The organism is Streptomyces canus (assembly GCF_030815415.1).
Classification (GTDB): domain Bacteria; phylum Actinomycetota; class Actinomycetes; order Streptomycetales; family Streptomycetaceae; genus Streptomyces; species Streptomyces canus_F.
The window spans coordinates 6,366,217-6,390,685 of sequence record NZ_JAUSWW010000001.1; the positions used below are offsets into that span (position 1 = coordinate 6,366,217).

At 71.3% G+C, this 24,469-nt stretch carries 15 protein-coding genes and 2 pseudogenes; 10 read left to right on the forward strand and 7 right to left on the reverse strand.

Going from position 1 to position 24,469, the window contains the following annotated elements; translation table 11 throughout:
- Positions 1-22: 22 nt before the first annotated feature.
- A complete protein-coding gene (locus tag QF037_RS29545) occupies positions 23-1,918 on the reverse strand; it encodes a PucR family transcriptional regulator ligand-binding domain-containing protein (RefSeq protein ID WP_307030333.1) in 1,896 nt (631 codons plus the stop codon).
- A gap of 122 nt (positions 1,919-2,040) precedes the next feature.
- Here QF037_RS29545 and QF037_RS29550 point away from each other — a divergent pair, with 122 nt between their 5' ends.
- From QF037_RS29550 to QF037_RS29560, 3 genes are all read left to right on the forward strand, one after another.
- Positions 2,041-3,498, forward strand: a complete 1,458-nt coding sequence (locus QF037_RS29550) for a sodium:solute symporter (protein ID WP_307030335.1) — start codon at positions 2,041-2,043, stop codon at positions 3,496-3,498.
- 66 nt (positions 3,499-3,564) lie between these two features.
- Positions 3,565-4,545, forward strand: coding sequence for an agmatinase (gene speB, locus QF037_RS29555; protein ID WP_307030337.1), 981 nt, complete (start codon positions 3,565-3,567; stop codon positions 4,543-4,545).
- Positions 4,542-6,230 carry a thiamine pyrophosphate-binding protein gene (locus QF037_RS29560; protein WP_307030340.1) on the forward strand — a complete coding sequence of 563 codons (1,689 nt, stop codon included), beginning with the start codon at positions 4,542-4,544 and terminating at the stop codon, positions 6,228-6,230. The genes speB and QF037_RS29560 overlap by 4 nt, the downstream gene beginning before the upstream one ends.
- Before the next feature lie 142 nt (positions 6,231-6,372).
- Here QF037_RS29560 and QF037_RS29565 read toward each other — a convergent pair whose 3' ends face one another.
- Both QF037_RS29565 and QF037_RS29570 read right to left on the reverse strand, forming a co-directional pair.
- A complete protein-coding gene (locus tag QF037_RS29565; RefSeq protein WP_307030342.1) occupies positions 6,373-7,182 on the reverse strand; it encodes an endonuclease I family protein in 810 nt (269 codons plus the stop codon).
- A gap of 192 nt (positions 7,183-7,374) precedes the next feature.
- Positions 7,375-9,609 (reverse strand): ArnT family glycosyltransferase, encoded by a 2,235-nt coding sequence (locus QF037_RS29570; RefSeq protein WP_307030344.1) that lies wholly within the window; start codon positions 9,607-9,609, stop codon positions 7,375-7,377.
- A gap of 144 nt (positions 9,610-9,753) precedes the next feature.
- On the opposite strand from QF037_RS29570, the gene QF037_RS29575 reads away from it, so the two are divergent.
- Entirely contained in the window at positions 9,754-10,593 is an 840-nt protein-coding gene (locus QF037_RS29575; protein WP_307030346.1) for a serine hydrolase, read from the forward strand.
- Between the two features lie 48 nt (positions 10,594-10,641).
- Entirely contained in the window at positions 10,642-11,664 is a 1,023-nt protein-coding gene (locus QF037_RS29580) for an esterase-like activity of phytase family protein (RefSeq protein ID WP_307030348.1), read from the forward strand.
- Positions 11,665-11,669: 5 nt separating this feature from the next.
- Here QF037_RS29580 and QF037_RS29585 read toward each other — a convergent pair whose 3' ends face one another.
- Positions 11,670-12,239 carry a hypothetical protein gene (locus QF037_RS29585; RefSeq protein WP_307030350.1) on the reverse strand — a complete coding sequence of 190 codons (570 nt, stop codon included), beginning with the start codon at positions 12,237-12,239 and terminating at the stop codon, positions 11,670-11,672.
- Positions 12,240-12,400: 161 nt separating this feature from the next.
- Here QF037_RS29585 and QF037_RS29590 point away from each other — a divergent pair.
- The 3 genes and pseudogenes from QF037_RS29590 to QF037_RS29600 all read left to right on the forward strand — a co-directional run bounded on the left by QF037_RS29590 (position 12,401) and on the right by QF037_RS29600 (position 18,695).
- Positions 12,401-16,154: pseudogene (locus QF037_RS29590) on the forward strand (ABC transporter ATP-binding protein).
- A 608-nt stretch (positions 16,155-16,762) separates the two neighbouring features.
- Positions 16,763-17,146 carry a hypothetical protein gene (locus QF037_RS29595; RefSeq protein WP_373463831.1) on the forward strand — a complete coding sequence of 128 codons (384 nt, stop codon included), beginning with the start codon at positions 16,763-16,765 and terminating at the stop codon, positions 17,144-17,146.
- 121 nt (positions 17,147-17,267) lie between these two features.
- A complete protein-coding gene (locus tag QF037_RS29600; protein ID WP_307030353.1) occupies positions 17,268-18,695 on the forward strand; it encodes a S28 family serine protease in 1,428 nt (475 codons plus the stop codon).
- Between the two features lie 25 nt (positions 18,696-18,720).
- On the opposite strand, the gene QF037_RS29605 is transcribed toward QF037_RS29600, so the two are convergent.
- The 3 genes and pseudogenes from QF037_RS29605 to QF037_RS29615 form a co-directional block, all read right to left on the reverse strand.
- Positions 18,721-19,353, reverse strand: coding sequence for a hypothetical protein (locus tag QF037_RS29605; protein ID WP_307030355.1), 633 nt, complete (start codon positions 19,351-19,353; stop codon positions 18,721-18,723).
- A gap of 114 nt (positions 19,354-19,467) precedes the next feature.
- A complete protein-coding gene (locus QF037_RS29610; protein ID WP_307030356.1) occupies positions 19,468-21,252 on the reverse strand; it encodes a glycoside hydrolase family 3 protein in 1,785 nt (594 codons plus the stop codon).
- Positions 21,253-21,585: 333 nt separating this feature from the next.
- Positions 21,586-22,440 (reverse strand): annotated as a pseudogene (locus QF037_RS29615) (LysR substrate-binding domain-containing protein); the annotation flags it as partial.
- Between the two features lie 125 nt (positions 22,441-22,565).
- On the opposite strand from QF037_RS29615, the gene aroA reads away from it, so the two are divergent.
- Complete coding sequence (aroA, locus tag QF037_RS29620; RefSeq protein WP_307030358.1) at positions 22,566-23,819, forward strand: 3-phosphoshikimate 1-carboxyvinyltransferase; 1,254 nt, start codon at positions 22,566-22,568, stop codon at positions 23,817-23,819.
- Positions 23,803-24,441, forward strand: a complete 639-nt coding sequence (locus QF037_RS29625) for a GNAT family N-acetyltransferase (RefSeq protein WP_307030360.1) — start codon at positions 23,803-23,805, stop codon at positions 24,439-24,441. Before aroA ends, QF037_RS29625 begins: the two co-directional genes overlap by 17 nt.
- Positions 24,442-24,469 lie beyond the last annotated feature (28 nt).

Genomic DNA, 24,469 nt, shown 5'->3' on the forward strand with positions numbered 1-24,469 from the left:
GTACCGGACGCTGGGACGCGGGTCACTGTCGCAGGGCGAACCACAACTCCATGCGTACGTCGGGGTCGTCCAGGTCCGTGTCCAGCAGGGACGCGCAGCGGGCGACGCGTTGGCGGACGGTGTTGCGGTGCACGGCCAGCGCCACGGCGCTGCGGTCCCAACTGCCGTGCAGGGACAGCCAGGTGCGCAGGGTGTCGGTGAGGGCCGGGGTGTCCGCGATGGGCGCGAGGAGAGCACGCGCGTGTGCCTCGGCCTCGTCGGGCGGGACGAGGGCGCTCAGACCGGGGCGGGCGCCGTGGCGGACCAGTCCGCTGCGGGTCGCCCGGGCGCGGGCGAGGGCACGGGCGGCCTGGGTGTCCGCGGCCGGCCACTCGGGCGGGCTCACCGGCGCGCTGACGCCCAGGGTCCAGCCGGGCTGCGGCTGTGCCTCGCGGTCGGCCGGGACGAGGACGCGTACGACGTCCCGCGCGAGGTCGACGAGCGGTGAGCCGAGCGCGGCGCCCAGTGCGGAGGCGGCGACGGCGTCGGGCGCGTGCGCGTCGGGACGGGCGTGCACGACGACCCACCGCTCGGCCCCCAGCAGCACGGCCACGTCCTGTGGCGGGGCGCCCAGCAACAGCCGTACCAGCGCGGACGACCGCGCCGCCCCCGAACCGCTCTGGTGCTCGCCGGTGAGCAGCGACAGCAGGACGGCGGCGACGGAGGCGATGGTGTGGTCCCCGGGAACGCCCTCGGGCGAGGCGACCCCGAGCACGAACCCCTGCCCGGCACCGAGGGCGTAGGCGGCGAGGTGGGTCCCGGCGACGGTGTCGGTGGCGGAGGTGGGGGCGGGGCGGCTGGTGGGCGAGGGGGAGGGCGGGGCGTCGACGGTGGGCGGGGTGGGTCTGCGGGCGAGGCGGCCGGCGGTCGCGGGCGAGCCGGAGCCGGTCCGGTCGGCGCCGCGAGCGGGCCCGCCGGCCGGCCGGGAGCTCGGCGCGCCGACGGGCTCGCCCGGCTGTCCGGTGGCCGGGCTCGCCGATGCGGCCGTGCCACCCGCCCGTGTTGCCGGGCCGTCTGCCTGAGACGGCGAGGTGCGTGCCAGGCCTGCCGTCCCCGGCTGTCCGGTGGCCGGGCTCGCCGATGCGGCCGTGCCACCCGCCCGTGTTGCCGGGCCGTCTGCCTGAGACGGCGAGGTGCGTGCCCGGCCTGCCGTGCCCGGCTGTCCGGTGGCCGGGCTCGCCGATGCCGCCGGGCCGTCCGTCCGCGAGGGCGAGAAGCCTGCACCGCGCGCCGCCACCGGCCGTACGACCCCCGCCAGCTCTGCCAGACCCCCGGGCACCGCACCCCCCGGCTCCCGTCCCGCCGCCGCCAGTTCGGTTCCCTCGGGTCCGTACAGCACCGCCCAGCCGCTCACCCGCTGGGCCAGTTGCCGCAGGACCGCAGGCACCGGGTCCGGTCGTGAGGCGGCTGCCGCCAGGCTCTGCTGGGCCTCCGTCACGCGGCGCAGTTCGGCGAGGCGGGCCTGGGCCATGAGCTGCCAGACCGCGCGGGCCACGCCGGAGAACGTGGTCCGGGGCGGGACCTCGATGAGCGGGAGCTCGTACGCGTCGCAGGCCTCCACCAGCGCCCGCGGCACGGTGTCGTGGACCGGGGCCACGCCGAAACCGAGAGCCGCGCCGCCCGCCGCCACGATCCGGGAGACGTAGTCGTCGAAGTAGGCCCCCGAGCCCGCCGCCTCCGGGACGTGGACGCCGGCCGTCAGCAGCAGCTCGCCGCCCAGCAGATAGGGATACGGGTCCGCCATCTCCGAGGTGTGCGCCCAGTGGATCACCGTGGCGGGATCGGAGGGGCCCGCGATCTGCCGCAGGGCCAGGTCCTCACGGGCCAGGAGGGCCGCGAGGGGCACGGGGGGAGTGGGCGGAACGGAGGGATCCGGCATGGTGTGCATTTCCTCCATGCGGCGCGGCTGGAATGGATGAAACCTACACTTCGCGGCCGCTTTCCGGCCACCTAGTGTCAATGCTCGACACCCGCCGGCGAGAACGCGCGAAGGAGGGCCCTGTGGCCGTCGACTACACAGTGATCGTCATCTACCTGGCCGGCATGCTGGCCATGGGCTGGTGGGGCATGCGCCGCGCCAAGTCCAAGAGTGAGTTCCTCGTCGCCGGGCGGCGGCTCGGGCCCGCCATGTACTCCGGGACCATGGCCGCCATCGTCCTCGGCGGCGCGTCCACCATCGGCGGAGTGGGGCTGGGCTACCAGTACGGACTGTCCGGCGCCTGGATGGTCTTCACCATCGGCCTCGGGCTCCTCGCCCTCTCCGTCTTCTTCTCCGCGCGCATCGCCCGCCTCAAGGTCTACACGGTCTCCGAGATGCTCGACCTGCGCTACGGCGGCCGGGCCGGCGTCATCTCCGGCGTGGTCATGTGGGCGTACACCCTCATGCTCGCGGTCACCTCGACCATCGCGTACGCCACGATCTTCGACGTCCTCTTCGACGTGAACCGGACCGTCGCGATCGTCCTCGGCGGCTCGATCGTCGTGGCCTACTCGACGCTCGGCGGCATGTGGTCGATCACCCTCACCGACATGGTGCAGTTCGTGGTGAAGACCATCGGCGTGCTGCTCCTGCTGCTGCCCATCGCCGTCGTCAAGGCCGGTGGCTTCAGCGAGATGAGGGCCGAGCTGCCCACCGGGTACTTCGACCCGCTGGGCATCGGCGGCGAGACGATCTTCACCTACGTGCTGATCTACACCTTCGGCATGCTCATCGGGCAGGACATCTGGCAGCGCGTCTTCACCGCCCGCAGCGACCGGACGGCCAAGTGGGGCGGCACGGTCGCGGGCACCTACTGTCTCGTCTACGCCCTCGCCGGCGCCGTCATCGGCACCGCGGCCAAGGTGCTCTACCCGAACCTGGCGAGTGCGGACGACGCCTTCGCGACCATCGTCAAGGACGAACTCCCGGTCGGTGTACGGGGACTGGTGCTCGCCGCCGCGCTCGCGGCCGTCATGTCGACGTCCTCCGGCGCGCTGATCGCCTGCGCGACCGTGGCCAACAACGACATCTGGTCCCGGCTGCGGGGGAAGGTCGCCTCCGGCGAGCGTGATGAAGTGCGCGGCAACCGCGCCTTCATCCTGATCATGGGCCTCGCCGTCATCGGTACGGCCATCGCGATCGACAACGTCGTCGAGGCGCTGACGGTGGCGTACAACCTGCTCGTCGGCGGTCTCCTCGTCCCGATCCTCGGCGGGCTGCTGTGGAAGCGCGGCACGGTGTACGGCGCCCTCGCCTCGGTCGTCGTCGGCGGGCTCGCGGTCATCGGTCTGATGGCGGGCTACGGCATCCTCGCCAACGAGCCCGTCTACTACGGCCTGTTGCTGTCGCTGGCCGCCTACGTCGTCGTGTCCCTGGCGACGCCGGCGACCGACGCCGCCGTACTGGAAGCCTGGCGCGAGCGTCTCGCCGGTCGCGGCGCCCCCGAACTCGTGTCCGAACCGGTCCCGGCTCCCCAGTAGAGTCGTAGACAAGTGCAGGCAAATGCAGTCATACGCGATGAAGCGTAGGAAAGAAGGCAGTACCCCATGAGCAGCAACGAGACGCCCCGCGGCCCCGTCGACTCCTCCCGCATCCCGCGGTACGCCGGACCCGCGACCTTCGCCCGGCTGCCCCGCCTCGACGAGGTCGGCCGCGCCGATGTCGCCGTCGTGGGCGTGCCGTTCGACTCGGGCGTCTCCTACCGGCCGGGCGCCCGCTTCGGCGGCAACGCGATCCGCGAGGCGTCCCGGCTCCTGCGCCCCTACAACCCGGCGCAGGACGCGTCCCCCTTCGCGCTGGCGCAGGTGGCGGACGGCGGCGACATCGCGGTGAACCCCTTCAACATCCACGAGGCCGTCGAGACGATCGAGGCCGCCGCGGACGATCTCCTCGGCACCGGCGCCCGGCTCATGACCCTGGGCGGCGACCACACCATCGCGCTGCCCCTGCTGCGCTCGGTCGCCAGGAAGCACGGTCCGGTGGCGCTGCTGCACTTCGACGCGCACCTCGACACCTGGGACACCTACTTCGGCGCCGAGTACACGCACGGGACGCCGTTCCGCCGGGCCGTGGAGGAGGGGATCCTCGACACCGAGGCCCTCTCCCACGTCGGTACCCGCGGTCCGCTGTACGGCAAGCAGGACCTCACCGACGACGAGAAGCTCGGCTTCGGCATCGTGACGTCCGCGGACGTCATGCGTCGCGGGGTGGACGAGATCGCCGACCAGCTGCGTCAGCGCATCGGCGACCGTCCCCTCTACATCTCCATCGACATCGACTGCCTGGACCCGGCCCACGCGCCCGGCACCGGCACGCCCGAGGCCGGCGGCATGACCTCCCGCGAGCTCCTGGAGATCCTGCGCGGACTCGCGTCCTGCAACCTGGTCTCGGCGGACGTCGTCGAGGTGGCCCCCGCGTACGATCACGCGGAGATCACGTCGGTGGCCGCGTCCCACACGGCGTACGAACTGACCACGATCATGTCCCGGCAGATCGCGGCGGCCCGGAAGGACTCGGAAGCGAAGTGACTCACGACCACGACCTGGTGCTCCGCCCGACGGAGGCGCAGACTTCCGCTGCTCTCAACCCTCCTCCCGGCCGCAACGGCGGAGACCTGGTCGTGGAGACGCTCGCCGCGCTCGGCACGACGACCGTGTTCGGACTGCCCGGTCAGCACGCACTGGGCATGTTCGACGCCCTGCGCCGCTCCGACCTGCGGTACATCGGTCTGCGGGTGGAGAACAACGCCGGGTTCGCGGCGGACGCGTACGGCCGGATCACCGGTGAGGCGGCACCGCTGCTGCTGTCGACGGGACCGGGGGCGCTGACGTCCCTGGCCGCGCTCCAGGAGGCGGCGGCCGCTTCCGCGCCCGTGCTCGCGATCAGCAGCCAGATCCCCTCCGCGGGGCTGGGCGGCGGCCGCCACGGCTACCTCCACGAACTCCCCGACCAGTCCGCCTCGTTCCGCGGAGTGGTGAAGTCGGTCCACACCGTGCGCACCCAGTCCCAGATCCCCTCCGCGATCGAGGCGGCCTGGAAGTCGGCGCTGACCGCCCCGCACGGCCCGGTGTGGGTGGAGATCCCGCAGGACGTGCTGCTCGCCGAGACGTCGATCCCGGTGGTGACGGGCGGCGACGCCTTCCCCGAGGAACTGCCGCCGCGCCCCGAACTGACGGCTGTGGCGGCCGACCTGCTGTCCCGCGCCGAGCGCCCGGCGATCATCGCGGGCGGGGGAGTCGTGCGGGCGGACGCGTCCGGCAAGCTGAAGCGGCTGGCCGAGATGGTGCAGGCGCCCGTGGTCACCACTCCCGGCGGCAAGGGCGCGTTCCCGTGGAAGCATCCGCTGTCGCTCCAGTCCTGGATCGAGGACCGGCACACGACCGACTTCCTCGAGGACGCGGACGTCCTCCTGGTCGTCGGTTCCGGGCTCGGTGAACTCTCCTCGAACTACCACACGTTCAAGCCGCGCGGCCGGGTCGTCCAGATCGAGGCGGACCTCGGCAAGCTGGAGTCCAATCACCCGGCGCTGGGCATCCACGCGGACGCACGGCTCGCCTTGCAGGCGTTGCTGGAGACGGTGTCCGTGCGGGAGGACGCCAAGGCTCCGGAGCGGGTGCGCGAGGTGCTCGCGAAGGTCGCCGAGCGGCTCGGGTCCCAGGAACTCACTCTGGAACAGGACGTGTTGGCCGCCGTCCGCAGGGCGCTGCCCGCCGACTCCCCGTCCTTCTGGGACATGACCATCCTCGCGTACTGGGCCTGGTCGGCCTTCGACGCCAAGGGCCCCAACCACATGCACTCCGCCCAGGGCGCCGGCGGCCTCGGCTACGGCTTCCCGGCGGCGCTGGGCGGGGCGGTCGCGGACCCGACACGGCCGGTCCTGGCGGTGTCCGGCGACGGAGGGGCGCTGTACTCGATCGCCGAACTGGCGACGGCACGGCAGTACGACCTGAACGTGACGTGGCTGATCGTCGACGACGGCGGCTACGGCATCCTGCGCGAGTACATGACCGACGCGTTCGGCGAGGCGACGGCGACCGAGCTGACGCGGCCGGACTATGTGGCGCTGGCCGAGTCGTTCGGGGTGCCGGGGGTGCGGACCTCGCCGCAGACGCTGGAGGCGGACCTGGCGAAGGCGCTGGGGGAGCCTGGCCCTTCGGTGGTCGTGCTTCCGGCGGTGCTGCGGATGTTCGCGCCGACGCACCTGGAGAGCTGAGAGCCGGCGCGCCGGGGGAGTTGACGTACCACCACCACCGCCCCCGCGACCGCCTGGCAGACCAGGTGGGTCACGGGGGCGGCGCCCCGTACCGCGGGTGTGGGGCCCCGGCGGTACGGGCGTACGGTCGGCGACTGCGCTGCTACCAGATCGCCTCGACCCACTCCGGGTGGTCGATGAACGGGTTGCGGTTGTGCTGGTACGTGTCGTAGATGACCTGGTTGCGCCGTTCCTCGAAGGCGCTCGGCGGGTCCGCCTCGTTCCACGCCTTGAGGACGGCCAGCTTGCCCATGTAGGGGTTGGAGCCGTTGCCGACCTTCTCGTTGGGCTCCAGGTCGGCGAAGCCGTCGTCACCCTCGTAGCGCACGGCCATGTAGAGGATCATGCGGGCCACGTCGCCCCGGTCAGCGGCGCGCGGCGCGAAGGAGTCGGAGTCGACGGTGCTGCCGCCGCCGTTGGTGACGGTGCTGCCGCCGTTGTCGAAGTCCAGGTTGCCGCGGGTGCTGTTGATCGTCACGTCGCAGGCGCGCAGGTGGTGCAGGTCCGTGCCGGGACCGGTGACCTCGCCGAAGTCGCCGTGGGACTTGGCCCAGGTGTGCTCGCGGTTCCAGTCGCCGACGTCACCGCCGTTGAGGGACTTGCTGCGCGAGGCACCGCTGTACAGCAGGAGGACGTTGCTGGTGTTGTTCGGGTCCTGGTCGGCGACCTTGAGCGCGTCCCAGACCGCGGAGTACGAGATCTTCGACTGGCTGCTGATGATCGTGTGCAGCGAGGACTTCAGGCTCGTCCCGGTCTTGCCGATCGCGTTCTTGTAGTACGTCGCGTCGTACGCCGTCGTGGTGGCTGCCGCCGGGGACGAGGCCACCACGGGGGCGGTGAAGCCGACGAGCACGGCTGAGACGGTGAGCGCCAGGGACTTCCAGCGGCGCGTGCGTATGGGGTTCACGGGCATCGGGGGCTGTCCGTTCTACGCGCGTTGAAGGGAGCGGGCAAACGGGAGCGTGACATGGACATGAGACCCTGTAAATGGCTTGTAGATGTCGATCAGGTGACCGGAAGCGGCATATCGCCCCGCATCTACGCGAGTTGACATACCAAAACGACCCCCGGCCTTTCGGTCGGGGGTCGTTGGGTGGTCGGGGCGTCAGCCGACGTCAGACGCGTCCAGGCGGTAGACGGTCGAGCTGTTCGACGAGTTCGACGAGCCGGACGAATCCGAGGAGCCGGACGAACCGGACGTGCTCGACGTCGAATTCGAGCTGTATTCGCTCTCCTTCACGGCCGTGCCGTTCTTCTCCACCCACTCGGTGACCTCGGTACTGAGGCTGGACCCCCCGCCGGGGCCGCCCCCCATGCCGCCGCCGAGCTGGATGTAGTGCAGCCTGCCCGCCTTGACCAGCTCCTTCAGCTTGGCCAGGGTCATCGCCTGGTCGGAACCGGACCAGCCCCACATCGAGATGACCGGCTCACCGCTGCTCATGATGAGCTGCGCGGCACTCTGCGAACTGGACACCGCCAGCAGCCAGGTCGCGCCGTCCTGGTGCTTCTTCAGGTACGAGATGAGCTCGCCGCTCGCGCCGCCGCCCATGCCCCCACCCATGCCGCCACCGCCGCCGGTCATGCCACCGGGGCCGTTCTGGGTGTCGCCGGAAGTGCCGTTCTCGCCGGTGCCTTCGGGGGGCGTGCCCCCGCCCGTCTGGCCGCCGCCCGGGAGCTCGCCGTTGCCGCCGCCGGGCATCATCTGACCGCCGCTGGGCGCCTCGGCGTTCTGGCCGCCCTGTCGGGTGCCCCCAGGACCACCACCGGTGCCGCCGGGCATCCCGCCCCGGCCGCCACCGCCCCCGCCGAAGCCGCCGCCACCCGTGGACGGCCCGGCCGTCGGGTTCGTACCGCCCATGCCGCCGCCCGAACCGGACGGCACCGACCAGGCGTACGCGGCCGGACCGGCCACCGAGGCGACGACCGCCGCGGCGAGGGAAGCCGCCAGCAGACGTGCCCTGTTGCCGTTGCCGCCGGACCGGAAGACCAGCAGGCCCGTGATCGCCAGCGCCATGACGACGAGGATCGCCGGCCACAGCCAGGTGTTCCAGCCGGAGGCGCGGCGCAGCAGCACCGCCGCCCAGACCGCCGTGACCGCGAGGCCGAGCGGCAGCACCCACGCCCACCGCCTGTCGGCGCGGAAGGCGCGCAGCAGCATCACACCGCCGCCTCCGCACAGGGCCGCGATGCCCGGGGCGAGCGCGGTCGTGTAGTACGGGTGCATGGTGCCCTCGGCCATGGCGAAGGTCAGGTAGTGCAGGCCGGTCCAGCCGCCCCACATCACCAGTGCGGCACGGGTCATGTCGGTGCGCGGGGCGCGGCCGCACAGGACCAGGCCGCCGGCCAGGGCGATCGCCGCGAAGGGGATCAGCCAGGAGATCTGGCCGCCGAGTACGTCGTTGAAGAGCCGGCCGAGTCCCGCCGTACCGGAGAAGCCGCCCCCTCCACCGCCGCCTCCGCCGCCGTTGCCCTCGCCGCCGAAGATCCGGCCCAGGCCGTTGTAGCCCATGATCAGGTTCCAGGCGCTGCCGTCCGTCGAACCGCCGATGTAGGGGCGGTCGTCGGCCGGGACCAGGGAGACAGCGGCCGCCCACCAGAAGCTGGAGACGGCGAGGACCACGCCCGCGAGCAGCAGGTTGGTGATCCGCTTCACCAGCTTCGGCCTGGCGGCGTAGAGATAGACCGCGAAGACGACCGGCAGCGGGATGTAGCCCTGGAGCATTTTGGTGTTGAAGGCGAGGCCGAAGCAGGCCGCCGAGCCGAGCAGCGGCAGCAGCCTGCCGTCACGCGTGGCGCGCAGCGCGAGGGCCGCGCCCGCCGCCATCAGGAACACCAGCAGCGTGTCGGGGTTGTTGTCCCGGTTGATGGCGACCGTGATCGGGGTGAGGGCGAGCACCAGCGCGGCGGCCGTCGCCGCGACATGGCCCCACACGCGCCGCACGGACGCGTGCACGATCCAGATCGTCCCGAGGGCGGTCAGGATCATCGGCAGCATCATCTGCCAGGTGCCGAAGCCGAAGAGGCGGCACGACAGCCCCATGACCATGAGCGCGAACGGCGGCTTGTCGACGGTGAGGAAGTTGCCCGCGTCCAGCGATCCGAAGAACCACGCCTTCCAGCTCTGCGTACCGCTCAGCACGGCCGCGCTGTAGAAGCTGTTGAGGCTGGATCCGGCCAGGTTCCAGGAGTACAGGACCGCCGCCAGGGCCAGGATCGCGAGCAGCGCGGGGAGCGACCAGCGTGGTGCCTTGTCCGGGGTCGCCGCGGTTGGGGCCGGCGGTGGCCGGTCGGCGGATGCGGCGGTGTCGGTGTGGGGGTGTGGGTCGGTGGCAGATGTCACCCGGGCATGGTGCGAACCCCGGGTGGGAGCGCGCTGTGCCGTACCTGGCGCTTTCCTGTGAATTCGCAAAGGAGGAAGTAACGACTGGCACACCCGTTCCCCAAGTCGTACAACCTTTTCCTCGAACTCGTGAGTCAACAGGGCATGACTCAGGGGATATCCAGACGTGCGAGATGGGTGGCGGGGGGCGCGCTCCTCGCCTGCGTCGCCGCCGCCACACCGGCCGCGGCGGCCACGCCGACCGTCAGCTGTACGTCCGCCAAGGCCGGCCTCGCCGCCAAGCTGAAGAAGGACATCACTTCGGCGCTCGCCAACCGCAAGGGCACGATCGCGGTGGGCCTCTACGACCGCACCACGAACACCACCTGCACACTCCGCTCCTCGACGGCCTACGACTCCGCGAGCGTCGTGAAGGTGACCGTCCTCGCCACCCTGCTGTGGGACGCGCAGAAGACCGGCCGGTCCCTCACCAGCCGGGAGAAATCCCTCGCCACGGCCATGATCACCAAGTCGGACAACACGGCCACGTCGACCCTGTGGAAGCAGCTCGGCGTGACCAAGGTGAAGGGTTTCCTCGCCAAGGCGGGCATGACCCAGACCAAGCCCGGTGCCGACGGCTACTGGGGTCTGACCCAGATCACCGTCACCGACGAGCAGAAGCTGATGAAGCTGCTCACGGCCGCGAACGCGGTCCTCACCGACGACTCGCGCCGGTACGTCCGCAAGCTGATGGGCGAAGTGATCTCCTCCCAGCGCTGGGGCACCCCGTACGGCGCTCCCTCCGACGTCCTCGTGCACGTCAAGAACGGCTGGCTGCAGCGCTCCACGCACGGCTGGCGGGTACACAGCGTCGGCACCTTCAAGGGCGGCGGCCACGACTACGTGATGACGGTGCTCACGCACGGCAACAGCACCATGAACTACGGCATCACGACCATCCAGGGTGTCGCGAAGGTCATCCACAAGGACCTCGCCGCGTCCTGACGCCTGCTGGACTCCCGCCCGTCACCGGGCGGCCCTACGGTGACGCCCATGCGCATCAGAACCCTCCTCGCGACCGTCACCGCCGGACTGGCGGCGGCCACCTGTCTGTCCGCCGCCGGTCCCGCCAACGCCCAGCCGGGCAACGCCTGTTCGCCGTCCGTCTCCCTCGACCGCTTCTCCGACGCGCTCGACAAGACGACGTACGAGGGTACCTACGTCGGCAACCTCTCCGCGCTCGCGGTGGACCGGGACGGTTCGCTCGCCGCGCTCTCCGACCGGTCGGCGCTGTTCGGCCTGGACGCGAGGACCCTCGCGCCGGAGTCCGTCGTCCCGCTCGCCGACGAGAGCGGGGCGGCGCTCGACTCCGAGGGCCTGGTGATCGACCGCGACGGCACCCGCCTGATCACCTCGGAGACCGAGCCGTCCATACGCCGCTACTCCCGCGACGGCGCGATACTCGACCGCCTCCCGGTGCCGGCCGCGCTCCAGGTGGCCCCCGCCGGGCGGGCCGTCTCCAACGGCACCTTCGAGGGGCTGACCCTGCTGCCGGGTGGCCGCACGCTGCTCGCGTCGATGGAGTACGCGCTCTCCGGTGACACCTCGGGCGCGGTGCGCTTCCAGACGTGGGAGCGGCACGCGAAGAGCTGGAAGCCCGCGGAACAGTACGCCTACCGGCCCGACACCGGCCTCGGCGTCCCCGAGGTCCAGGCCCTCCCCGACGGCCGGCTCCTCGTCCTGGAGCGCGGCTTCACCTCCGGCGTCGGCAACACGGTCCGCCTCTACCTGGCCGACCCCCGGCACGCCACCGACACGAGCGCTGTCGAGAACCTCACGGGTCAGCCCGGCGTACGCCTGATCGGAAAGACTCTGCTCGCCGACATCGTGAGCTGCCCGACCCTGGGCGCCACCGCCAAGCAGCCCCAGCCCAACCCGCTCCTCGACAACATCGAGGGCATGGTGGTGACGGGCCGGAGCCAGGGGGCCTGGAAGGTCCTGCTGGTGAGCGACGACAACCAGAACGCGGTGCAGACGACGCGCTTCTATTACCTGCGGGTCCGCACGACGTCCTAGACGTCCTAGTACGGCCGCTCGTGCTCGTCGACGGTTCCGTCCCCGTTGTCGTCGAACATGTAGTCGTACTCGTCGCCGTACTCGTCCCGGTAGCGCATGCACGAGCCCTCCGTGCGCAGCACCGGCTCACCGTCGTAGTACCCCAGGTGGAGCGAGACCCGGATGCCGTCGTCGACGGTCGTCGCGATGCCGTTCTCGATCTCCTCGACCGTGCGGCCCTCCTCGCGCCAGGCGGATCTGAGGGACGCCACCGCCTTCCGGTAGTCGGCGTCGCTCGCGAAGTCCAGGTCCCAGGTGTAGATCGGCTCGTCGCGGGCGACGCCCGTCTCGTCGAAGCCGAAGTCGTCCACACAGGACGAGCTGCCCTCCTGGGAGGCCCACGGCTCGCCGGACGGGGCCGGGGACAGGGTGTGGAAGACGTCCTCGCCGGCCCGGGTCGTGGCCCGGACGTGGTCGCGGAACTCGTCGGTGCTGTGGACGGGCCCGCCCTGCATCGTCTCGCACCCCCTGGCGACCAGCCCGAACAGTGCCACGAGGGCGACGGAGAGGGCGGGGACCACGATCTTCGACTTCATGCCGTCGATCAAAGCGGCTCCGGTGGGGCGTACGGCAGCGCTCTGCTACTCAGCCGGCCTGAGCACAGGCACCCAGGCCGGTCGCCCCCGGTTTGTTGCGGAGGGATGAAATCCGGTTCCTTTCGCGTTGGTGCCTTCCGGAAGATCAGGACCGCTGACCGATGGAGGGCACCCGCGTGAGCGCGCAACAGGGAGGGCCTGGGCGGGAACAAGCCGGCTGGGCACGACGACTGGCCGGATACGCCTGGCGGTATCCGAAGGACGTCGTCCTCGCCCTCGGCTCCTCGCTCGTCGGCATGGCCGTCATGGCGCTGGTCCCGCTGATCACCAAGGTGATCATCGACGACGTCATCGGCGACCACAGCCGTGACATGGCCCCCTGGGCGGGCCTCCTCATCGGCTCCGCCGTCGTCGTCTACGTCCTCACCTTCGTCCGCCGCTACTACGGCGGCCGCCTCGCCCTCGACGTCCAGCACGACCTGCGGACCGAGATGTACGGCACGATCACCCGCCTCGACGGCCGCCGCCAGGACGAGCTGTCCACCGGGCAGGTCGTCGGCCGGGCCACCAGCGACCTCCAGCTGATCCAGGGCCTGCTCTTCATGCTCCCGATGACCATCGGGAACTTCGCCCTCTTCCTGGTCTCCCTGGTCGTCATGGCCTGGCTGTCGCTGCCGCTCACCCTGGTCGCCCTCGCGGTGGCCCCCGCGCTCGCCTGGATCGCGAGGCGTTCCCGCAGCAAGCTGCACCCCGCCACCTGGTACGCCCAGGCCCAGGCCGCCGCCGTCGCGGGCGTGGTCGACGGGGCCGTGGGCGGTGTGCGCGTGGTCAAGGGCTTCGGGCAGGAGGAGCAGGAGACCGGGAAGCTCCGGGAGGTCAGTCGCCGGCTCTTCGCGGGACGGCTGCGTACCATCCGCTTCAACTCCCGCTACACCCCGGCCCTCCAGGCCGTGCCCGCCCTCGGCCAGGTCGCGATGCTCGCGCTCGGCGGCTGGCTGGCCGTGCGCGGACACATCACGCTGGGCACCTTCGTCGCCTTCTCCACCTACCTCCGCCCAGCTGGTCGGCCCGGTCCGCATGCTCGCCATGGTCCTCACGGTCGCCCAGCAGGCCCGCGCGGGCACCGAGCGGGTCCTGGAGCTGATCGACACCGAGCCGTCGATGCGGGACGGGAAGAAGGAGCTGCCCGCCGACGCGCCCGCGACCGTCGAGTTCGACGACGTGTCCTTCGGATACGAGGACGGCCACAAGGTCCTCGACGGCCTCAGCTTCGAGATCCGCCCCGGCGAGACCCTCGCCGTCGTCGGCTCCTCCGGCTCCGGAAAGTCGACGGTCTCCCTCCTCCTGCCGCGCTTCTACGACGTCACCCACGGCGCCGTCCTCGTCGGCGGTCACGACGTCCGCGAGCTGAGCCTGGAATCCCTGCGGGCCGCGATCGGACTGGTCCCCGAGGACTCGTTCCTCTTCTCGGACACGGTCCGCAACAACATCGCGTACGGCCGTCCCGAGGCGACCCAGGAACAGATCGAGCAGGCCGCGCGCGCCGCCCAGGCGGACCGTTTCATCGCCGAGCTGCCCGAGGGCTACGACACCACGGTCGGCGAACACGGCCTCACCCTCTCCGGCGGCCAGCGCCAGCGCGTCGCGCTCGCCCGGGCGATCCTCACCGACCCGAGGCTCCTCGTCCTGGACGACGCCACCTCGGCCGTGGACGCCCGCGTCGAGCACGAGATCCACGAGGCGCTGAAGCAGGTCATGGAGGGCCGCACAACCCTCCTCATCGCGCACCGCCGCTCCACCCTGAACCTCGCCGACCGCATCGCCGTCCTCGACGACGGCCGCCTCGCCGACATCGGCACCCACGAGGAACTCCAGAAGCGGTCCGCGCTCTACCGGCGCCTCCTCACCGACCCCGACGAGCTCGGCGGGGTCTCACCCGGTCACGCCCAGCCCGCCGAGCCCTGCGAGGACACCTCCCTGCGGGAGGAGCTGGACGCCGAGTTCGACGCCGAACGCGGCATCACGCCCCGGCTGTGGGCGGGCGAGCGCGGCCCCCGGGACACCGCCCTCGAGGGCATGCCCGCCACTCCGGAACTCCTCGCCCAGGTCGAGGCGCTGCCCCCGGCCCAGGACACCCCCGGCATCGACGAGGCCCGCGCGGTCACGCCGGAGGAGTCCTACGGTCTGCGCAGACTGCTGGGCGGCTTCGGGCTGCCGCTCCTCATCAGCCTCGGACTGGTCGCCGTGGATGCCGGGATGGGGCTCACGCTCCCGATCCTGATCCGGCACGGCATCGACTCGGGCGTCGGTGAGCTCGCCCTCGGCGCGGTGTGGGTGGCGGCGCTGCTCGGTCTGCTCACCGTGGGCGTGCAGTGGATCGCGCAGGTCGGTGAGACGCGGATGACGGGACGTACCGGTGAGCGGGTCCTGTACTCGCTGCGTCTGAAGATCTTCGCGCAGCTCCAGCGGCTCGGACTCGACTACTACGAGCGGGAGCTGACCGGCCGGATCATGACCCGCATGACCACCGACGTCGACGCGCTCTCGACCTTCCTGCAGACCGGCCTGGTCACGGCGTTCGTCTCGGTCGTCACGTTCTTCGGCATCATGGGCACCCTGCTGGTCCTCGACGTGGAGCTCGCGCTGGTCGTGTTCGCGACGCTGCCGCCGCTCATTCTCGGGACGTACTTCTTCCGGCGGGCGAGCGTGAAGGCGTACGAACTGGCCCGGGAGCGGGTGTCGGTGGTCAACGCCGACCTCCAGGAGTCGGTGTCCGGGCTGCGGATCGTGCAGGCCTTCCGGCGCGAGCGGGACGGCGGGGCGCGGTTCGCGGAGCGCAGCGACAGCTACCGGCAGGCGCGCATCCGGGGCCAGTGGCTGATCTCGGTCTACTTCCCCTTCGTGCAGCTGCTGGCGTCGGTGGCCGCGGCGGCCGTGCTCGTCGCGGGCGCGGGACGGATCGACGACGCGACGCTGACGACCGGTGCGCTGGTGGCGTATCTGCTCTACATCGACCTCTTCTTCGCGCCGGTGCAGCAGCTCTCGCAGGTCTTCGACGGCTACCAGCAGGCGACCGTCTCGCTGGGCCGTATCCAGGAGCTGCTCCAGGAGCCGACGTCCACGAAGGCGGCCGACGAACCCCTCGAAGTCCTGTCCCTGCGGGGCGAGATCGCCTTCGAGGACGTGCGGTTCGCCTACGGGTCCTCCGACGCGCCCGAAGAGGCCCTCACCGGCATCGATCTGACCATCCCCGCCGGACAGACCGTCGCCTTCGTCGGCGAGACCGGCGCGGGCAAGTCGACGCTCGTCAAGCTGGTGGCGCGGTTCTACGACCCGACGGGCGGCCGGGTGACGGTCGACGGCTCGGATCTGCGGACGCTGGATCTCACGTCGTACCGCCACCGCCTCGGCGTCGTCCCGCAGGAGGCGTACCTCTTCCAGGGGACCGTGCGGGACGCCATCGCCTACGGCCGCCCGGACGCCACCGACGCCGAGGTGGAGGCGGCGGCCCGTGCGGTCGGCGCCCACGAGATGATCGCCACCCTCGACGGCGGCTACCTCCACGAGGTCGCCGAACGCGGCCGCAACCTCTCCGCCGGCCAGCGCCAGCTGATCGCCCTGGCCCGCGCCGAACTGGTCGACCCCGACATCCTCCTCCTCGACGAGGCCACGGCCGCCCTGGACCTGGCCACGGAGGCCCAGGTCAACCAGGCCACGGACCGTATCGCCGGACGTCGTACGACCCTCGTGGTGGCCCACCGCCTGACCACCGCGGCCCGTGCGGACCGGGTCGTGCTGATGGACCACGGCCGGGTCGCCGAGGACGGCACGCACGAGGAACTGCTCGCCAGGGGCGGGCGGTACGCGGAGCTGTGGCGGACGTTCGTGGGGGAGGACGCGCCCGTGGTGGCGTGAGGGGCTGGTGGCGCGTCGTCTGGTCTGTGGGGCGGCGGCCGCACCGGGTGCCGGACGGAGTCCGGCCAGTCGTCTCGAAGCCCGGGAGGCCCGCTAGGGCCGAGCGGTGCGAGGGCGACATCGGGAGGTTCAGCCCACGGCCGGGTCGCCGAGGACGGCACGCACGAGGAACTGCTCGCCAGGGGCGGGCGGTACGCGGAGCTGTGGCGGACGTTCGTGGGGGAGGACGCGCCCGTGGTGGCGTGAGGGGCTGGTGGCGCGTCGTCTGGTCTGTGGGGCGGCGGCCGCACCGGGTGCCGGACGGAGTCCGGCCAGTCGTCTCGAAGCCCGGGAGGCCCGCTAGGGCCGAGCGGTGCGAGGGCGACATCGGGAGGTTCAGCCCACGGCCGGGTCGCCGAGGACGGCACGCACGAGGAACTGCTCGCCAGGGGCGGGCGGTACGCGGAGCTGTGGCGGACGTTCGTGGGGGAGGACGCGCCCGTGGTGGCCTGAGCCCACGGCGGTGGGGTGAAGCCTGAACTCGTGACGGTCGTGCAACCATCCGACATACGTCCTGCGTCCGTACACCAGTACGCTCATCGCCGGGTACGGGAGGGACGAGAGTGGCCATGGGTGCGATACGGCGGCGGATCGCCGTCGGTCTGGCCGTACTGACCGCTTCGGGGCTGCTCGCTGTCGCGGTCCCGGCGGAGGCCGTCGCGGCCACACACTGCGAGGGCCGCAAGATCCGGACGTACACCTTCTCCACGGGCCATGTGAAGGTCTACAGGAAAGGCACCTCGCTCTGCGCCATCACCGTCCCCAAGCGGGTCGGCTCGCCGCGCACGATGATGGTCAGCCTTCAGACGCGCGGCTTCGAGGCCGTCGTCGACGAGGGGGTCTACACCAAGCGCGCCGGGCCGGTGAAGTCGTACGTCGGGGGCCGCAAGGTCTGGATCAAGGGGCGGGTCGGCAGCGGGTCGTACTCGACCGGTGGCTGGATCCGGCTGTAGACGTCCGACAAATCCCCTTCCGGACCCGCCGACATCCGAGGGTTTTCCCTATCTCCCCTGGTGCGCAAGCGAGTTGCTCCGATAGCTTCCGCTCGCACATCTGTCTCACAGGGGAGGGTGCATGCGCAAGGCGCTCAGATGGCTGCTGGCGCTCACAGTGCTCATAGGCACAGTGAGCACGGCAGGGGCGGCCACCGCCGCCGAGCCGGCCACCGGCACCACCGACATCAAGGAGAGACTGCTCTCCATACCGGGCGTGAGCCTGATCGAGGAGAAGCCGTACACCGGGTACCGCTTCTTCGTCCTCAACTTCACGCAGCCGGTCGACCACCGGCACCCGTCCAAGGGCACGTTCCAGCAGCGCATCACCGTGCTGCACAAGGACGTCTCCCGCCCGACGGTCTTCTACACCGGCGGCTACAACGTCTCCACGACACCCAGCCGCCGCGAGCCGACCCAGATCGTGGACGGCAACCAGGTCTCCCTCGAGTACCGCTTCTTCACCCCGTCTCGGCCGAACCCGGCCGACTGGACCAAGCTGGACATCTGGCAGGCAGCCAGCGACCAGCACCGCGTCTTCAAGGCGCTCAAGAAGATCTACGACAAGAAGTGGATCTCCACGGGCGGCTCGAAGGGCGGCATGACCGCCACGTACTACGAGCGCTTCTACCCCAAGGACATGGACGGCGTCGTCGCCTACGTCGCCCCCAACGACGTGGTGAACAACGAGGACTCGGCCTACGACCGCTTCTTCGCGAGCGTCGACACCAAGCAGTGCCGCGACCGTCTGAACGCGGTGCAGCGCGAGGCGCTCGTGCGCCGCGAACCGCTGGAGAAGAAGTACGCGGAGTACGCCGCCGCCGAGGGCTTCACCTTCAACACCATCGGCAGCCTCGACAAGGCGTACGAGGCGGTCGTCCTCGACTACGTTTGGGGCTTCTGGCAGTACTCCCAGGCGGCCGACTGCGACCAGGACGAGCTGATCCCGCCGGACGCGAAGACCGCGACCGACGACCAGATCTGGAACTCGATCGACACGATCTCCGGGTTCTCGTTCTACACGGACCAGGGACTGGAGCCGTACACGCCGTACTTCTACCAGGCGGCCACGCAGCTCGGTGCGCCGAACATCCACTTCCCGCACATCGAGAGGAAGTACATCCGCTACGGCTACCAGCCGCCGCGCAACTTCGTCCCGCGCGACATCCCGACGAAGTTCCAGCCGTACGCGATGCGTGACGTGGACAACTGGGTGCGCCACAACGCCCGTCACATGCTCTACGTCTACGGCCAGAACGACCCGTGGGGCTCGGAGCGCTTCCGGGTCGACAAGGGCGCGAAGGACGCATACGTCCTCACCGCCCCCGGCATGAACCACGGTGCCAACGTGGCGGGCCTGGTCGCCGACCAGAAGGCCTTCGCCACCGCCCGCATCCTCGACTGGGCCGGCGTCTCCGCCTCGGCCGTCGCGCAGGCGAAGCCACTGGCGAAGTTCGACAAGAAGCTGGACGTCCGCGACGTGGAGCGCGAGCCCGCGCTGCGGCCGTAAGGCAGGTGCTGCGCCCGGCCCCCGGTCACACCGGCCGGGCGCAGCCCACCGGCTTCTCGCCCCGGAGCTGTACGTACAACGCCGTCGACACCGGGCACTTCGCGCGGCTCGTGACCGCCTTCGTCACCTCGTACTCCGGCTTCTTCCCGCCCTCGCCGTCGCACGTCGTCTCACGGACCTGGCCGTCGCCGGAGCTGTAGACGCAGTCGCCGACGATGGTGCGCGGACCGCCTCCGCCGCCCGGGTCGCCGGGATGCGGCGGGGTGAGGTTGCGCATACAGGCGTAGCCCCGCGGGACCGCGCCGTCGCCGTCCTCGTCGGAGGACGGGCTCTGTTCGCTGATGTGCAGCACGAAGTCCGTGGTCCCCGGGCACAGCGGGCCGTCGCCCACCGTGCCGTCGAAGCGCGCCACGACCCGTGCCGCCGCCCGCTCGCTGGTGCACGGGACCTCGGTGAAGCTGGTCTTCCCGAAGGAACTGCACTCGTCGACCGAGAGGAAGACCGCCCCGTACCCCGAGGGCCGGGTGGGCGCGACCTCGTTGCTGAGCCGGCTCTCACCGTCGCTGGTGCCGTCCGACGAGTTCTGGCATCCCGCCAGCAGGGCGGCGAGCAGTGCCAGCAGTGCGCACACCACCCCCACGGAACATCTCTCACGCATCGCAGCCCCCCGGATACCCCGTCCAGCGTGACCCGCCGCAGCGGGCCCACGCCAGACGTGCGGGGTGCTTTGCGCCCTTTGGGGGGCGTACGCCGGGTGCGTGGCGTACGCGTACTACGTCTGATACGACAAGCCGTACCCGATCGGATACAGCACCGCGGCCGGATCATCGGCCTTCTGCACCGGCACCGGCAGCCTCCCGCGCGGCGCCGCCCTCCCCGCGATCACCCGCGCTGCGGCCCGCAGTTCGACGTCGGTCCAGGAGTACGAGGCCACGACGGCCGGTACGGAGGGCAGGTGAGCCACGTCGTAGGGGTTGCGGACCGCGATCGCGATCACCGGCCTGCCCGCCGCGACGAGCTGTTCGACGAGCGTCTTCTGGCTGCTGGTCGCCGAGACGTTGTACGTCCCCACCACCACCGCGTCCACGTCCCGCGCCGCCGCGACCGCCTTGGCGATGGTGGCGGCGGAGGGTGCCGTGCCGGTCGACAGGGCCGTGGCCGTGAACCCGAGTTCGGTGAACGCGGCCGCGAGCACCCCGGTCGGCGGGCCCGTCGTACCGGACGGGGAGGCCGGGTCGGCGCCGACGACGAGGAGCTTGCGGGGCGACAGAGGCAGCGCGTGGTTCTCGTTGACCAGCAGAGTCGTCGTCCGCTCGGCGATACGGTCGGCCTCCGCGAGGTGGGAGGGGATCCCGACTGTGCGGGTCACCCCGGCCTGGCTGACGTACGGCGCCTCGAACAACCGCAGTTTCGCCTTCAGCCGCAGCACCCGCAGGATCGACTCGTCGAGCCGCGCCTCGGTCAGCTCCCCGTCCCGTACGGCCTTCAGGACGGCGTTCCAGGCGACGTCCAGGTTCGGCGGGTTGAGGAGCTGGTCCACCCCCGCCTTCAGCGCGAGCACGGGCACGCGGTCGTCGCCGTACTTCGTGCGGACGCCCTCCATGCCGAGGGAGTCGGTGACGATCACGCCGTCGTAGCCGAGCTCCCCGCGCAGGATGCCGTTCAGGATGGGGCGGGAGAGGGTGGCCGGATCGCCGGAGTCGTCGAGGGCCGGGACCATGATGTGCGCGGTCATGATCGAGTCGATGCCGGCGGCGATCGCGGCGCGGAACGGGGGAGCGTCGAGCTTGTCCCACTGGGCGCGGGTGTGGGTGATGACCGGGAAGCCGTAGTGGCTGTCGACCGCGGTGTCCCCGTGCCCGGGGAAGTGCTTGGCGGTGGCGGCGACCTGCCGCGCGTGCTGGTACCCGCCGACCTCGGCGGCCACCATCCCGGCCACCGCGCCCGGGTCCGCGCCGAAGGAGCGCACGCCGATGACGGGGTTGGCCGGATTGACGTTGACGTCGGCGACGGGGGAGTAGTTCTGTCGGATGCCGAGGGATCTGAGCTCCTGCCCCGCGATACGGCCGAGGGTACGGGCGTCCTTGCGTGAGCGGCCGGCACCGATGGCCATCGCGCCCGGGAAGAGGGTGGCGGGCTCGCCCACCCGGCAGACGATGCCGTGCTCCTGGTCGGTGGAGACGAGGACGGGCAGGCCCCGGGGGAGGCTGAGGGACGCCTTCTGGATGCCGTTGGACAGGTCGGCGATCTGGTGCGGATCGCGGGTGTTGTGCGCCCAGGTGAAGTAGATGATGCCGCCGACGCGGTACTTGGCGATCAGTTCGGCGGCCGTGCGGACGCCGATCTCCTTGAGGTTGGCGTCGATGTCGGCCTGGTCGGGGGCGGTGGCGGAGTGGCCGTAGACCCGCATCACGAAGAGCTGGCCGACCTTCTCTTCCAGGGTCATACGGGAGACGAGGGAGCGGAGCTTCTTGTCGTCCGCGTATGCGGTCCCGCCGACAGTGAGGGTGGCGGCGACTCCCGCGGTGGCGGCGAGGACGGTGCGTCTGGAGGGCACGTGCGCTCCTTCCGGAGGTGATCCGCTGAAGGAAACTTCCGAGGAGTCACCAATATCCGGGAAGTTTCTGCCAGTCAAGGGAGTGCACACTAACCCGGGGTGGGCCCGGGGCCCGGCAACGAGGGGCCGCCATCGGCGCTGTTGGAGGGGGGCGCGCCGATGACGGCGTGCTGCCGGCCGCAGTACGGCGGAGAGGGTAAGTCAGCTTTCGCAGCCAGCAGCGAGGCCGACACCGCACCGCGGTGACTCTCCGACAGCTTGCGCGTTGGACGAGCGGGAGCGGGGCGGGGTTCCCGGATCGGCCCCGAATCCCGGAAGTTGGTGGGCCCGGGGTCAACGGGACGGATGAGCCGCCACTTTGGGCCAGTGGTCCTGCAGAGTGCGTACGGTCTCGGTGATCGACGGCCGCCCCGCGGCACCGGTCCGCCACAGCGCGTACAGCCGCCGCACCGGCGTCGGATCGAGCTCCACCTCCACCACGCCGCCCGGCAGCGGCCCCCGCCCGAGCCGGGGGATCAGGCAGATGCCGAGACCGGCGGCGACGAGGGCGACCAGGGTCGGGTTCTCGTCGGCCTGGTGGATGATCTCCGGCTCGTACCCGGCGGCACGCAGGGTCCGTACGAGCCACTCGTGACAGACCCGCCCCGGCGGCTGGCACACCCACCGCTCCCCGCCGAGATCCTCCCGCCGGACGGCCTTCCGGCCGGCGAAGGGGTGCCCCTCGGGGACCAGCAGGGTGCACCGGTCCTCCCCGATGGCCGCCTGCTCGACCCCCGGCGGCACGGGCAGCGGGGAGATGTCCCAGTCGTGCACGACGGCCATGTCCAGCGCCCCCCTGGCGACCAGTCCGACGGACAGATGCGGGTCGATCTCGGAGAGCCGCAGGTCGAGGGCGGGGTGCCGGGCGGCGAGGTCGGCGAGCACGCCGGGCATCAGACCACGGGCCGCGGAGGCGAAGGCCGCCACGGTCAGCCGGCCCGCCGGGATGCTCCGGCGCTGTTCGATACCCGTCTCGGCCCGCTCCACGATCGCGAGCAACTCCTGTGCCGTGTCGACCAGTTGCAGCGCCTCGGCGGTGAGCCGCACCCCCCGCCCCTCCCGTTCCAGCAGTACGGTCCTTGTCTCCCGCTCCAGTTTGGCGATCTGCTGGGACACGGCGGAGGGCGTGTACCCGAGCGCGGCTGCGGCCCCTGCGGGGTGTGTGCCGCCCGGGGCGGTGCGGCGGTGTGCGTGTGTTCTGCCTGAGGGCTCGCGGTGGTCCATTCCGTGGACGGACCGGCGTTGGAGGGGGGGTGGCGGTCGATCATGTGGGGATGTCCGTAGTCGACGTTCCCGGGTCCAAGTCCATTACCGCCCGCGCGCTCTTTCTGGCGGCGGCGGCCGACGGAGTCACCACGCTCGTGCGGCCTCTGAGGTCGGATGACACGGAGGGCTTCGTGGAGGGGCTGGCGCGGCTCGGGTACCGGGTGGGGCGGACTCCGGACGCGTGGCAGGTCGACGGGCGCCCGCAGGGTCCCGCGGCGGCGGAGGCGGACGTGTACTGCCGGGACGGTGCGACGACCGCCCGCTTCCTGCCGACATTGGCGGCGGCGGGGCACGGGACGTACCGCTTCGACGCCTCGGAGCAGATGCGGCGCAGGCCGTTGCTGCCCCTGACCCGTGCCCTGCGCGACCTGGGCGTGGACCTGCGGCACGAGCGGGCCGAGGGCCACCACCCGCTGACGGTGCGGGCGGCCGGGGTCGAGGGCGGTGAGGTGGTGCTGGACGCGGGGCAGTCCTCGCAGTATCTGACGGCACTGCTGCTCCTCGGTCCGCTGACCCGCAAAGGGCTGCGGATCCGGGTGACGGACCTGGTCTCGGTGCCGTACGTGGAGATCACGATCGCGATGATGCGGGCCTTCGGGGTGCGGGTGGACCGGGAGGGGGACGTCTTCGTGGTCCCGCCGGGCGGCTACCGCGCGACGACGTACGCGATCGAACCGGACGCCTCCACGGCCAGTTACTTCTTCGCCGCGGCGGCGGTGACCCCGGGTGCCGAGGTGACGGTCCCGGGTCTGGGGACCGGCGCGCTCCAGGGCGACCTGGGCTTCGTCGACGTACTGCGGCGGATGGGCGCGCAGGTGTCGGTCGGCGCGTCGGGCACGACGGTCCGGGGGACGGGCCTACTGCGCGGCCTGACCGTCAATATGCGGGACATCTCGGACACCATGCCGACGCTGGCGGCGATCGCGCCCTTCGCGGAGGGACCGGTCCGTATCGAGGACGTGGCGAACACCCGGGTCAAGGAGTGCGATCGCCTGGAGGCGTGTGCGGAGAACCTGCGACGGCTCGGGGTGGCGGTGGCGACGGGTCCGGACTGGATCGAGATCCAGCCGGGTGTGCGCGGTGCGGGCGCGGAGATCGCTTCGTACGGCGACCACCGCATCGTCATGTCCTTCGCGGTCACCGGGTTGCGCGTGCCGGGTATTTCGTTCGACGACCCTGGGTGCGTACGCAAGACTTTCCCCGGTTTCCATGAGGCGTTCGCGGAGTTGAGGGGTCGGCCGGGGAATGGCGTTCAAGCTTGAAGGTCCGGTGCTGGAGGGCGAGTTGGTGCGCCTGGAGCCGCTCTCGCACACGCATGTGACCGAGTTGGCGGTGGCGGCGGAGGAGGACCGGGGAACGTACGAGTTCACCTGGGTGCCCAGGGCCGACGAGGTGGCGGACTACGTCGATGCGCAACTCGCCCGGGCCGCGACCGGCCGTCTGGCGCCGTACGCCCAGATCTCCCGGGCGACGGGGCGAGTGGTGGGCGCGACGTCCTACTGGGAGCCCCGCAGCTGGCTCTCGGACGACACCCTGGACGCGATCGAGATCGGCTTCACCTGGCTGGCCCGCTCCGCGCAGGGCACCGGCGTCAACGCCGAGGCCAAGCTCCTGCTCCTCCGCCACGCCTTCGAGGTGTGGAACGTCTCGAGGGTGGACCTGAAGACGGACGCCCGAAACGCCCGCTCCCGAGCGGCCATCGAAAGCGTCGGCGCCCACTTCGAGGGCGTCCTGCGCAACTGGTCCCGCTCCTGGGCCCCGGGTGAGGACAACCGGCTGCGGGACTCGGCGATCTTCTCGATCACGGCGGACGAATGGCCGGAGCGGCGGAAGCGTCTGGAGCGGCGGGTGGCGAGGTTCGGTCCCGGGGTGGGGGTGGAGTGATGGGCAGATCTGTTCTACGGCGGGCCCC